This window comes from Reyranella sp. (genome assembly GCF_965227665.1).
In the GTDB taxonomy this organism is placed as follows: domain Bacteria; phylum Pseudomonadota; class Alphaproteobacteria; order Reyranellales; family Reyranellaceae; genus Reyranella.
In genome coordinates this window covers 407,399-419,441 of sequence record NZ_OZ245767.1, presented here as the reverse complement: position 1 = coordinate 419,441, position 12,043 = coordinate 407,399, and the positions used below count along the sequence as shown (strand labels likewise).

10 protein-coding genes are annotated in these 12,043 nt (G+C 66.8%); 7 read left to right on the top strand and 3 right to left on the bottom strand.

The genetic code is table 11. The features are described from left to right. Positions 1 to 45 precede the first annotated feature (45 nt). The 3 genes from glp (at position 46) to lexA (ending at position 3,034) form a co-directional block, all read left to right on the top strand. The gene (gene glp, locus ACO07I_RS02070; protein ID WP_422013817.1) at positions 46 to 1,257 is read left to right on the top strand and encodes a gephyrin-like molybdotransferase Glp; all 1,212 of its coding nucleotides are present in this window, start codon (positions 46 to 48) and stop codon (positions 1,255 to 1,257) included. Further along, complete coding sequence (locus tag ACO07I_RS02065; protein WP_422013815.1) at positions 1,257 to 2,042, top strand: methyltransferase domain-containing protein; 786 nt, start codon at positions 1,257 to 1,259, stop codon at positions 2,040 to 2,042. The genes glp and ACO07I_RS02065 overlap by 1 nt, the downstream gene beginning before the upstream one ends. 242 nt (positions 2,043 to 2,284) lie before the next feature. After that, entirely contained in the window at positions 2,285 to 3,034 is a 750-nt protein-coding gene (gene lexA / locus ACO07I_RS02060) for a transcriptional repressor LexA (RefSeq protein ID WP_422013813.1), read from the top strand. Positions 3,035 to 3,036: 2 nt separating this feature from the next. Here the strand turns inward: lexA and ACO07I_RS02055 are convergent, their stop codons facing one another. Continuing rightward, complete coding sequence (locus ACO07I_RS02055) at positions 3,037 to 5,166, bottom strand: ComEC/Rec2 family competence protein (protein ID WP_422013811.1); 2,130 nt, start codon at positions 5,164 to 5,166, stop codon at positions 3,037 to 3,039. A gap of 84 nt (positions 5,167 to 5,250) precedes the next feature. Here ACO07I_RS02055 and gltX point away from each other — a divergent pair, with 84 nt between their 5' ends. The 4 genes from gltX (at position 5,251) to ACO07I_RS02035 (ending at position 10,768) form a co-directional block, all read left to right on the top strand. Beyond that, complete coding sequence (gltX, locus tag ACO07I_RS02050) at positions 5,251 to 6,654, top strand: glutamate--tRNA ligase (RefSeq protein WP_422013809.1); 1,404 nt, start codon at positions 5,251 to 5,253, stop codon at positions 6,652 to 6,654. Positions 6,655 to 6,668: 14 nt separating this feature from the next. Beyond that, the gene (locus ACO07I_RS02045; RefSeq protein ID WP_422013807.1) at positions 6,669 to 8,366 is read left to right on the top strand and encodes a glutamine--tRNA ligase/YqeY domain fusion protein; all 1,698 of its coding nucleotides are present in this window, start codon (positions 6,669 to 6,671) and stop codon (positions 8,364 to 8,366) included. Positions 8,367 to 8,449: 83 nt separating this feature from the next. Then, complete coding sequence (locus ACO07I_RS02040) at positions 8,450 to 9,349, top strand: DMT family transporter (RefSeq protein WP_422013805.1); 900 nt, start codon at positions 8,450 to 8,452, stop codon at positions 9,347 to 9,349. A 120-nt stretch (positions 9,350 to 9,469) separates the two neighbouring features. Further along, positions 9,470 to 10,768 carry a citrate synthase gene (locus ACO07I_RS02035; RefSeq protein WP_422013803.1) on the top strand — a complete coding sequence of 433 codons (1,299 nt, stop codon included), beginning with the start codon at positions 9,470 to 9,472 and terminating at the stop codon, positions 10,766 to 10,768. A 360-nt stretch (positions 10,769 to 11,128) separates the two neighbouring features. Here ACO07I_RS02035 and gloA read toward each other — a convergent pair whose 3' ends face one another. Continuing rightward, positions 11,129 to 11,539 carry a lactoylglutathione lyase gene (gloA, locus tag ACO07I_RS02030; RefSeq protein ID WP_422013801.1) on the bottom strand — a complete coding sequence of 137 codons (411 nt, stop codon included), beginning with the start codon at positions 11,537 to 11,539 and terminating at the stop codon, positions 11,129 to 11,131. Between the two features lie 25 nt (positions 11,540 to 11,564). Then, on the bottom strand, positions 11,565 to 12,041 hold the full coding sequence (gene fabZ / locus ACO07I_RS02025) for a 3-hydroxyacyl-ACP dehydratase FabZ (RefSeq protein ID WP_422013799.1): 477 nt from the start codon (positions 12,039 to 12,041) through the stop codon (positions 11,565 to 11,567). Between the last annotated feature and the right edge of the window lie 2 nt (positions 12,042 to 12,043).

The window sequence follows — 12,043 nt, the reverse complement described above, 5'->3', positions numbered from 1 at the left end:
GATGGTTTGAGCGCCACTGGAGTGGCGCGCTCCAATGAGGCGTCAATGCTGACCGTTCGTGAAGCCCATGCGCGCGTGATCGCGGCCTTCTCTCCGCTGCCGTCGGAAACCGTGTCCGTCGCCGAAGCGGCAGGGCGCGTGCTTGCGGTCTCGCCGATAGCGCGGCTGACGCAGCCGCCCACGGATCTTTCGGCGATGGACGGCTATGCCGTGCGCGCCGCGGACGTGCCGGCCGCACCGGCGACACTCACCCTCGTGGGCCAGGCGCCGGCCGGCGGCTCCTACGATCAGACGCTGAAGGCCGGCGAAGCCGTGCGCATCTTCACCGGCGGCCCGCTGCCGATGGGTGCCGATTCGATCGTGATCCAGGAAGACACCAAAGCCGATGGCACGAACATCGCCATCCTCGAGGCGCCGCGGCTTGGCCGGCATGTCCGCAAGGCCGGACTCGATTTCTCGGCGGGCGACACGCCGCTGCCGGCAGGCCGCACCCTGACCTCGCGCGATCTCGCCCTGGCGGCGGCGATGAACCACCCCTGGCTCTCCGTCCATCGCAAGCCGCGGGTCGCGATCCTGTCGACTGGCGACGAGCTCGTGATGCCGGGCGAGCCCGTGGGCCGCAACCAGATCGTCTCCTCTTCCGGCATTGCGGTCGCGGCACTGGTGCGCGGCTGGGGCGGCGAACCAACCCTGTTCGACATCGCGCGCGACGATGCCAGGCTGATCGAGAGCTGCATCGAGGCCGGCGCCCAGCACGACCTGCTGATCACCCTCGGCGGCGCCTCGGTCGGCGATCACGATCTGGTGCAGGGTGCGCTCAAGGCCCAGGGCTTCGACATGGATTTCTGGAAGATCGCCATGCGCCCCGGCAAGCCGCTGATGTTCGCCGCCCGCGATCGCGCCCGGGTGCTCGGCCTGCCGGGCAATCCGGTCTCGACCATGGTCTGCGCGCTCCTGTTCCTGAAACCCGCCCTGGAGCGGATGCTCGGCCAGTCGGGCGACCTGGTGCGGACCCAGCCCGCCCGCCTCGCGGTCGACTTGAAGCAGAACGACCAGCGCGAGGACTATGTCCGCTCCCACCTTGGTCGCAGCGCCGACGGCGCCCTCACCGTCGATCCCCACCCGGTGCAGGACAGTTCGATGCTGTCGGTTCTGGCCGCCTGCGACGGGCTGATGATCCGCCCGCCGCACGATCCCGCGCGCAAGGCGGGCGACCTCGTACATGTGGTTGATCTGCGAGCGCTCGGGCCTTTTTAGTGGCGTCTTCCTTCATTCCGAGGTCGGGGTGGCGCCGTCGCCTCGCGTACGAGCTGATCTACCTGGCGTTCGGCTTCAGCCGCTCGGGCATGTTCAACGTGGGCTTTGCCCCGGCGCGGCAAGGCATCCTCGCGAACCCGGCGTTTGCGGTCCGCCCGACCCAGATCGAACTCTACGCCCAGATGTTCGACCAGGTCCGATGGGATGCCGAGCAATGGCGCCGCAGCGACTGGCTCGAACTGGCGGCGGGTTGCGGGGGCGGTCTCCTCTACCTGCACACGCAGCATGCGCCGCGGTCCGCGTCGGGCATCGAACAGTCCCATGTCGCGGCGTGGCGAGCGAGGCGCCTGGGCCTTGACGTCCGACAAGGCGACGCCGCGCGGCTCCCGATAGAAAGTGGCCGCTTGGATGGCATCTTCTGCCTGGACTCCTTGGGCTACCTTCCACCAGCGGCGTTCACGGAAGCATTCCGGGTGCTAAAGCCCGGCGGCATCCTGCTGTGCGGGGAGTCGTTTCGGGGCAATCCAGATGCGGCGCGTGACCACTACCATCGCCGAGCCGGCGCCGCCGGTTTCGAACTCATCGGTTGTCATGACGCCTCGGCGGGCGTTCGGGGGGCGGTGTTGGAACGCAGCACGAGCACCCTGCCGATCGCCTTCACGCTTCTTCCATTCATCCGGGACTCATTGAAGGAGATGCTTTCCCACGAAGGCAGCCGGAGACTCGGTCTATGGTCTTCAGGCACCATGTGCTTTGTCATCACCAGCTTCCGGCGACCGGACTGAGGACGAGGTGACGCCGTGGCCTTTCTCTCCGGTCCCCCCGGCTGGCGGCCCCGAGACTCTCCTGCGACAGTTCCGTCGCACCGCACCACAGGCGTTCCGCGAAGGCCGTCTGACGCTCGACCTCTTCTCCCCACTCCTCCGTGACCTCGGGATAACTTGACCCCCGGGCAGAACTAAACTAGAACATGTGCCGGGTTTCAGGATTTGTTCCTAAATCCGGTAGGCGTTCCGGGGAGAAGACGGTGCTAACCCGCAAGCAAAACGAACTGCTCCTGTTCATCAACAAGCGGCTCAACGACGATGGCGTGTCGCCCTCCTTCGACGAGATGAAGGAAGCCCTGCGGCTGAAATCGAAGTCCGGCATTCATCGCCTCATCACCGGGCTGGAGGAGCGCGGCTTCCTGCGCCGCCTGCCGCACCGCGCACGCGCGCTGCAGGTCGTGAAACTGCCTGACAGCGCCGCCCTGCCCGCGCCCAACGTCACGCCGCTGCTCGCCGATTCGCGCCGGGCCGGCTTCTCCGAGGGCCGCGAAGGCTTCGTGCCGCAGATCGTGCGTGGCGATCGCGTGCCGCTGGCCGGCGCCATCATGGCCGCCAACGAGGCGCAGGCGCTCAGCCTGCCCCTCTATGGGCGGATCGCCGCCGGTACGCCGATCGAGGCGCTGCGCGACAATTCGACGACCGTGGACGTGCCCGTCTCGCTGCTGGGCTCGGGCGCCCATTACTGCCTGGAGGTCCAGGGCGATTCGATGGTCGAGGCCGGCATCCAGAACGGTGACATCGTCATCATCAAGAGCTCCGACACCGCCGAGTCCGGCGAGATCGTCGTGGCCCTGATCGATGATACCGAAGCGACCCTGAAGCGGCTGCGCAAGAAGGGCGCGTCGGTCGCGCTGGAGCCCGCCAATGCCGCCTACGAGACACGCATCTTCGGACCCGACCGGGTCAAGATCCAGGGTCGCCTTGCCGGCCTCTACCGGCGCTATCACTGAGTTCAGGCGCCGGGCGCCTTGACCGGCGCGGTCTGGCGCATCGAGCTGTTGGGGACCCAGGGCCTGTCGCCGCGGCGCGCGTTTGCGGTTTCACGCCGGACGTTGAGATCGTCCAGCCACAACGCGTGGGCGCCGTCCTTCCAGGCATCGCGACGATCGATCACCAACCGCGGACCGCGACAGCGCGCCTGTGCATCGACGGTCGACAGAACGATGTCGGCCGAGCCGCAGGCTTCGGCCAGGCGTTTCTCGTCGCTCACCAGCGCGATGCGCCACGGACCCTTGCGCCATCGGCAGAGTCCCGTGCTGCAGCCGAGGCCGGCCGCCTGCTCGTCGGCGCTGACCGTCCAGCGCCTTGCTCCGTCCTGTCCCTGCCGGCGCGCCCAGGCATCCGTCACGTAGCGATCCATGCGGGCGGAAGCGACATGCACCACGCCGCGTTCGTCGCGCAGGCCGAGCACGCGACCGTCCTCGCTCATCAGCAGGTCCGGCGCCGGCGGCGGACCCAGCATCAGCCCGATCACCACGACCGGGATTCCCGCATAGCGCCAGCGCCGCCGCCACAGGCAGAGCCACAGGCCGCCGACGGTCACCAGCCACAGGCTGGTCCCCGGCAGCGATGGCACCAGCATCGCGGCATCGGGCCACGCCGCGACGCGAAAGGCGATGGCATTCAGCCCATCGACGCCCCAGCCCATCGGCACCAGCGCCACGGACTCGAGCCCGAACGGCATCAGGAGCATGGCGAGCAGCCCCCAGGGCATGATCCAGAAGCCCGTGAGCGGCACGCCCAACAGGTTGGCAACGACGCCGAGCAGCGACAGGCGGTTGAAGTGGTAGGCGGCGAAGGCACCGGTCGCGATCGAGGCGATCAGGGTCGTGACCAGGCTGGCGCCCAGCGCCGCGCCGAGCCGCCACAGCCAGCGGTGGCGCGAAATCTCGGCCCGCTCGTGCAGGCGGCGGCGCCAGGGGGCCGCCGATTCCCAGCCCGCGATCAGCGCCACGACGGCGGCGAACGACATCTGGAAGGACGCGCCGGTGAGCGACTCCGGTGCTACGACGAGCACGATGACGGCCGACCAGGCGACGAGACGCAGCGACAGCGCCGTGCGATCGAGCAGAATGGCGAGCAGCGCGAAGGCCGCCATGGCACAGGCGCGCTGTGCCGGCACCGGCGCCCCGGCGAGCGCCGTGTAGAAGAGCGCGGCCATGAGCGCGAGCACGGCCGCCACCTTCTTGGCGTCGACCCTCAGGGCAAGGGGCGGAACGAGGGCGATACCGTAGCGCACGAGGCCCATCACCAGGCCGACCGCGAAGACGATATGCAGGCCCGAGATCGACAGGATGTGCGCCAGGCCGGAGTCGCGCATGGCCTGCGCCACGTCCTTGTCGACGGCGGTCTGCTCGCCGACCAGCAGCGAGGCGACCACCCCGCCCGCTGGCCCCGGCAGCACATGCAGGATGCGGGCGGCCAGGTCGGCGCGTAGCGCGTCGATCCTGCGGACGAACCCGTCGGGCCGGCCGCGTTCGATCACGGTCGCGGGCGCGAGCGCGTAGCCGACCGCACCGAGCTGCTGATACCAGGCGACCCTCTGGAAATCGAAGGCGCCGGGCGTGGCGGGCCCGGCCGGCGGCGACAGGTTCGCCAGCACGAGCAGGCGGTCCCCGATTACCAGCGGCGGCGCCCCCCGGTTGAGGGTCACGCGAACCTTCGCCGGCATCATCTCGGGTGGCGGCACGCCATTGCCCCGCAAGCGCACGGCTTCGAGCACAACCCGCACACCCTCGGGCAGGCGCTGGATGTCGGCCACCCGACCCTCGACGTTGAGGCTGAACAGCGGCCGGCTGAGCGTCGGCGCGGCGAGGCTCGCGGTACGCCAGGCGACGAGGCCGAGGCCTGTCGAGGCGGCGACGGCAGCGATCGCCAGGGCGCGGGCGAAGCTGCCGGACGGAGCGAATACGGCAACGATCAGGGAGCCCGCGGCCAGCGCCGGTCCCAGCCACAAGGCCGGCTCGGTGGGCAGCTCGTAGTAGATCGCAATGCCCAGACCCAGGGCCACCGGGAGCCACAGCATCCATCGGCCGCGCTCGGCGTCCAGCTGTTCGAGGATCCAGGCGCGCAGGTTTGACACTAACCGGACGCTCCCCTACCTACGGCGCGCTTTTCCGCCCAAATTGCGGCAAAACCCGCGCTTACCGAGCATGATCCCAGGCCGATGACTGTCGTTACCCGCTTCGCCCCCTCGCCCACCGGCTACCTGCATATCGGCGGCGCCCGCACGGCCCTGTTCAACTGGCTATTCGCCAAACATCACGGCGGCAAGTACCTGCTGCGCATCGAGGACACCGACCGCGCGCGCTCGACGGAGCCGGCGATCGCCGCGATCCTCGACGGTCTTTCGTGGCTCGGCCTGCCTTGGGACGGCGAGGTCACCTACCAGTTCTCGCGCGCCGCCCGACACGCCGAGGTGGCGCTCGAGATGCTGGCCAAGGGCCATGCCTATCACTGCTATGCCTCGCCGCAGGAACTCGACGAGATGCGCGCGTCGCAGAAGGCCGCCGGCAAGCCGATGCGCTACGACGGCCGCTGGCGCGACCGCGACCCCAAGGACGCGCCCGCCGGCGTGAAGCCGGTCGTGCGCCTGAAGGCGCCGCAGTCGGGACAGACGGTCATCAAGGACGCGGTGCAGGGCGAGGTCACGGTCGAGAACGCCCAGCTCGACGACATGATCCTGCTACGCGCCGACGGAACGCCGACCTACATGCTGGCCGTTGTCGTCGACGATCACGACATGGGCGTGACCCATGTGATCCGCGGCGACGACCATCTGAACAACGCCTTTCGCCAGCTCCAGATCATCCGCGCGATGGGCTGGGCGGAGCCGGTCTATGCCCATATCCCCCTGATCCACGGGCCCGACGGCGCCAAGCTCAGCAAGCGTCACGGCGCGCTCGGCGTCGATGCCTATCGCGACATGGGGTTCCTGCCGGCGGCGCTTCGCAACTACCTGCTGCGCCTAGGCTGGGGCCATGGCGACGACGAGATCATCTCGACGGCGCAGGCGATCGAATGGTTCGACCTCGACGGCGTCGGCCGCTCGGCCTCGCGCTTCGACCTGGCCAAGCTCACGAACCTCAACGCCCACTATCTGCGCGAGACGCCGGATGCCGAGTTGCTGCCGCTGGTGCTGCCGCGCATCGAAGAGAAGTTCGGCACCGTCGATGCCGCTGGCCGCGAGCGCATCGTGCGCGGCCTCTCCGGCGTGAAGCAGCGGGCGCGCACCCTGATCGAACTCGCGGACAGTCTTGCCTTCTACGCCCGCGCTGGCGCGCCGCCGATCGCCGACGACAAGGCCCGCGCGCTGCTGACACCCGACGCCCGCGCCGTGATGGCGAAGCTCGCGCCGGCGCTGGAGCCGCAGGCGAGCGACTGGAGCGAAAAGGCGCTGGAAGAAGCCGTGCGCGAGTTCGCCGAGGCGAACGGGCTGAAGCTCGGCCAGGTCGCTCAGCCGCTCCGCGTCGCGCTGACCGGCTCGACCGCCTCGCCGGGCATCTTCGAGGTGCTGGCCGTGCTGGGGCCCGCCGAGAGCAAGGTTCGTTTGCTGGCGGCCGCGGCCTGAACGGGAGACAGATAATGGATGACAAGAAGCCGATGCCGGAGGCCGCTGCGAACGAAGAGGCGCGGGATTTCATTCGCGACCTCGTTCAGTCGGATCTCGCCAGCGGAAAAGTGCAAGGCATCGTTACCCGCTTTCCGCCGGAGCCGAACGGCTACCTGCATCTCGGCCACGCAAAGTCCATCTGCCTGAATTTCGGACTTGCGACCGAATATGGCGGCCGCTGCCACCTTCGCTTCGACGACACCAATCCCGTGAAGGAGGAGCAGGAATATATCGACGCCATCAAGCGGGACGTACATTGGCTCGGCTTCGACTGGGGCGAGCACCTGCACCATGCGTCGGACTATTTCCAGACGTTGTACGACTGGGCCGAGCACCTCATTCGCGCCGGCCTCGCCTATGTCGACGACACGCCGCCCGACGAGATGCGGGCAATGCGTGGCACGCTGACCGAACCGGGCCGTGCCTCGCCAGATCGCGACCGCTCGGTGGAAACGAATCTCGGCTTGTTTCGCGCCATGCGCGCCGGCAAGTTTCCCAACGGCGCCTGTGTGCTGCGCGCAAAGATCGACCTTGCGTCCGGCAACATGAACCTGCGCGACCCCGTCCTGTATCGCATCCTGCACGCGTCTCACCCGCGCACCGGCACCGAGTGGTGCATCTACCCGACCTATGATTTCGCCCATGGCCAGTCCGACGCCCTGGAACATGTCACGCACTCGCTTTGCACCCTGGAGTTCGCGGACCATCGTCCCCTCTACGACTGGTTCCTCGACCACCTGCCGGTGCCGGCGCGCCCGCGCCAGACCGAATTCGCCCGCCTCAATATCGGCTACACCGTCCTTTCCAAGCGCCACCTGACGGATCTGGTGCGGCGCGGCATCGTGAACGGCTGGGACGACCCGCGCATGCCGACGCTGGCAGGCCTGCGCCGTCGCGGCGTGCCGCCGGAGGCGATCCGCGACTTCGTTCGGCGCATCGGCATGTCCAAGGCCAACAGCGTCGTCGATCTCGCCATGTTCGATCACGCGATCCGCGATCGGCTCAATCAGGTGGCGCATCGGCGCATGGCGGTCCTGCGGCCGCTCAAGCTCGTGATCGAGAACTTTCCCGAGGACCACGTGGAAGAGCTGGAGGCCGTCAACCATCCGGGGGATCCGGCCGCCGGCACGCGTACCCTTCGCTTCGGCCGGGAAATCTTCGTCGAGCGCGACGACTTCATGGAGAATCCGTCGAACAAATTCTTCCGGCTGGCAGTTGGGCGAGAAGTCAGGCTGCGCTACGCCTACCTCGTCACCTGCCGCGAGGTGGTCAAGGACGCCGACGGCAACGTGGTCGAGCTGCGCTGCACATACGATCCAGCGAGCCGCGGCGGCAACGCGCCGGACGGTCGAAAGGTAAAGGCCACCCTGCACTGGGTGTCCGCCCGGGATGCACTTCCCGCCGAAGTCCGTTTGTACAGCACGCTCTTCAACCGCCCTGACCCGGGCGCCGCTGGCGATCTCGACGCCGACTTGAATCCAGGCTCGCTCGAAGTCCTCTCGGGCGCGTTGCTGGAGCCCTCGTTGGCAGAGGCATCTGAAGGGGAAGCCGTGCAGTTCGAGCGGCTGGGCTATTTCTGCCCGGACCTCGCCAGCCGGTCGAAGGCTCTGGTGTTCAACCGCACGATCGAGTTGCGGGACACCTGGGCAAAGGTGCAGGTCCAGAGTTGAGAGCAGCGGTGCTCCGACACCAGGCGCGATTGCTGGCGGCTGCCGGATAGAATCAACGCCCGCGGGCGGCCAGTGTGCCGCCCATGAGCGCACGAGTCTGGATCTGGTTGCTGTCGCTGGCTGTCCTCTGGGGCGGTTCGTTCTTCTTCGCCAAGGTGGCTCTGGCCGCGCTCTCTCCGCTCACGGTTGTTTTCTGCCGCGTGGCACTCGCTGCCCTTGCGCTCAATCTGATGATACTTTCGTCCGGCAGGCCCTTGTTCCGCACTGGGGCGCCCCTTCGCGCGTACGCCGCGATGGGGCTGCTCAACAACCTCATTCCGTTCGGCCTGATCTTCTGGGGGCAGACGCAGATCGAGTCCGGGCTCGCCTCGATCCTCAACGCCACGACGCCGCTCTTCACCCTGCTCGTTGCGCACTTCATCACTCACGACGAACGCATCGGCGGCCTCAAGCTCGGCGCGCTGGTGCTCGGAATCGGAGGTGTCGCGGTGCTGATGGGAGCGGACCCGATCGGCAGCAGCCGGAGCACGGCAGGCCAGATCGCCTGTCTCGGGGCCGCCCTCTCCTACGCCTGCGCCGGCGTATACGGACGGCGCTTTGCAAAGATGGGTGTAGCGCCGCTCGAAGCCGCCACCGGCCAGGTCACCCTGAGCGCCATGTTGATTCTGCCGATCATGCTGATTGCCGACCAGCCCTGGATGCTGACCACCCTTCCCAGCCCCGCGACATGGGCTGCCCTGGCGGGGCTTGCGCTGCTGTCGACCGCTCTCGCATACGTCCTGTATTTCCGCATTCTTGCGGCTGCCGGGGCAACGAACCTCCTGCTGGTTACCTTTCTCATCCCGGTCACCGCGATCCTGCTCGGCGCCCTGTTCCTGGGCGAGCGACTGGCGCCGCGGCACTTCGCCGGCATGACGCTGATCGGCCTCTCGCTGGCCGCGATCGACGGTCGGATGGTGCGTTTTCTACGCCGGGCGAAATAGCAGCCCGGCTGTTCAATTGCGCCTTCTTTGGGGGCTTGTTAGGGTGCCGCCGAACCGGCGAACGGCACCCAGCGGGGTGCGCGCGCCTTGCTTGAATCGAGCCTGGAAAAGAGTTCACCAATGGCCAAATCGACCGCGACGCTGACCGACAACGAAACCGGCAAAACCTACGAGATGCCGATCATCCACGGCACCCTCGGACCGCGCCTGGTCGACATCCGCAAATTCTACGGCGACTCCGGCATGTTCACCTACGATCCGGGTTTCACCTCGACCGGATCGTGCGGCTCGAAGATCACCTACATCGACGGCGACGAAGGCATCCTGCTCCATCGCGGCTACAACATCGCCGAACTCGCCGAGCAGAGCGACTTCATGGAAGTCGCCTATCTCCTGATGAAGGGCGATCTGCCGAACAAGGCGCAGAAGGACAAGTTCGTCAAAGACATCACGAACCACACGATGGTTCACGAGCAGCTCAGCCAGTTCTATCGCGGCTTCCGCCGCGACGCCCATCCGATGGCGATCTGCTGCGGCGTCGTCGGCGCCCTCTCCGCCTTCTATCACGACTCGCTCGACATCCATGATCCGCACCAGCGGATGGTCGCCTCCTATCGCCTGGTCGCGAAGATGCCGACCATCGCGGCGATGGCGTACAAGTATTCGGTGGGCCAGCCGTTCGTCTATCCGCGCAACGATCTCTCCTACGCCGCCAACTTCCTGCGCATGATGTTCTCGGTTCCGGCCGAGGAGTACGAGGTCAATCCGATCGTCGAAAAGGCGATGGATCGCATCCTCATGCTCCATGCCGACCATGAGCAGAACGCCTCGACCTCGACGGTCCGCCTCGCCGGCTCCTCGGGCGCCAACCCGTTCGCCTGCATCGCGGCCGGCATCGCCTCGCTGTGGGGACCCAGCCATGGCGGCGCGAACGAAGCCGTCATCAACATGCTGCACGAGATCGGTGGCAAGCAGAACATTCCGGGCTTCCTGTCCCGCGTGAAGGACAAGGCCGACCACACCCGCCTCATGGGCTTCGGCCATCGCGTCTACAAGAACTACGACCCGCGCGCCAAGGTCATGCGCCAGACCTGCCACGAGGTCCTGACCTCGCTGGGTATCACCCACGACCCGCTGCTCGAGCTGGCCATGGAAATGGAGCAGATCGCCCTCAAGGACGACTATTTCGTCTCCAAGAAGCTCTATCCGAACGTCGACTTCTACTCGGGCATTATTTTCCGGGCGATCGGCATCCCGACCTCCATGTTCACCGTTCTCTTCGCGGTGGCCCGTACGGTCGGCTGGATTTCGCAGTGGAACGAGATGATCGAGGATCCGGACCAGAAGATCGGCCGTCCGCGTCAGCTCTACAACGGCCAGACAGAGCGTCCGTACAAGCCGCTCCACATGCGGGGCTGAACTCGCTGTCCGGGAGGGAAGCGAAAAGCACATGGCAAGATCATCATTTGGGCCGCGCCGGGGGGAAACATCCTGGGCGGCCACCCAGACACCGAAGGCCCAGCCGCGTATCGTGCGGGTGGGCCGTCCTGCCAACGACAATTTCCGCCCCCCGGGCGTGCGGACATGGATGTTCGTCGCCGGGCTTGCCGGTGCCGCACTGGCCCTGGTGGCCGCAAACTGGCGATTTTTCTAGGACGACCGTTAAGAATTAAGGCCCGCAATGCGGGCCTTTTTCTTGAGCTTCGTTTGATCTTCTTTCTTCGACGCTCTCGGACATTGCCAAGGCAATGTCCTGTCGCTCCTCGGGCTGAGCTTCGCTCAGCCCTTGCGCTCGATCAGCTCGATCTTGTAGCCGTCAGGATCTTCCACGAAGGCGATGACGGTCGTCCCGAATTTCACGGGACCGGCCGGCCGGGTGACCTTGCCCCCCGCCTTCGTGACGTCCTCGCACAGCTTGTAGACGTCGGGCACGCCGATCGCGAGATGGCCGAACCCGGTGCCCAGCTCGTAGGGCTTCGCCTGGTCCCAGTTGTGGGTCAACTCGACGACGCAATGCTCGGGCTCGTCGCCGTAGCCGACGAAGGCCAGGCTGTACTTTCCATCAGGCACGTCGCGCTTGCGCAAGAGCTTCATGCCCAGCGCACCGGTGTAGAAGGCCAGCGACTTGTCGAGATCCATGACGCGGATCATCGTGTGCAGCATTCGGAAATTGGACTGGGTATCGGGCATCATCCCCTCCCTGCTCTTTCGCGGTTCAGCGGTCGCGGATCATGGCGGCGAAGGTCGCTTCCGCCGCCACCTTGCCGTCGACGATCGCCTTGCCTGAGAACTTCCAGACATTGGCGCGGCTCTGCACCTTCGTGACATGCAGCTCGAGACGATCACCCGGCACGACCGGGCGGCGGAACCTCACGCCGTCGATCGACATGAAATACACAAGCTTGCCTTCCGACTCGGCGCCGAACGTGGAGACGACGAGCACACACGCCGTCTGTGCCATCGCCTCGATGACGAGAACCCCCGGCATGACCGGCTCGGACGGAAAATGTCCCTGGAAGAACGGCTCGTTGATCGTGACGTTCTTGATGCCCACCGCGCTCTGGTCGAGCTGCATGTCGATCACACGGTCGACCATCAGCATCGGGTAGCGGTGCGGGATCATCTGCAGGATCCGCTTGATGTCGACGGAGGTCGCCGCGGCGGGGCTGCTGTTCTCAATCTGGACGTTCATGA

What these genes read in the sequence shown, in the direction of transcription:
- gloA (WP_422013801.1), bottom strand. Translation starts at nt 11,539, where the DNA reads ATGCCCGATACCCAGTCCAATTTCCGAATGCTGCACACGATGATCCGC.
- ACO07I_RS02045 (WP_422013807.1), top strand. Translation starts at nt 6,669, where the DNA reads ATGGATGACAAGAAGCCGATGCCGGAGGCCGCTGCGAACGAAGAGGCG.
- gltX (WP_422013809.1), top strand. Translation starts at nt 5,251, where the DNA reads ATGACTGTCGTTACCCGCTTCGCCCCCTCGCCCACCGGCTACCTGCAT.
- ACO07I_RS02035 (WP_422013803.1), top strand. Translation starts at nt 9,470, where the DNA reads ATGGCCAAATCGACCGCGACGCTGACCGACAACGAAACCGGCAAAACC.
- glp (WP_422013817.1), top strand. Translation starts at nt 46, where the DNA reads ATGCTGACCGTTCGTGAAGCCCATGCGCGCGTGATCGCGGCCTTCTCT.
- fabZ (WP_422013799.1), bottom strand. Translation starts at nt 12,041, where the DNA reads ATGAACGTCCAGATTGAGAACAGCAGCCCCGCCGCGGCGACCTCCGTC.
- ACO07I_RS02040 (WP_422013805.1), top strand. Translation starts at nt 8,450, where the DNA reads ATGAGCGCACGAGTCTGGATCTGGTTGCTGTCGCTGGCTGTCCTCTGG.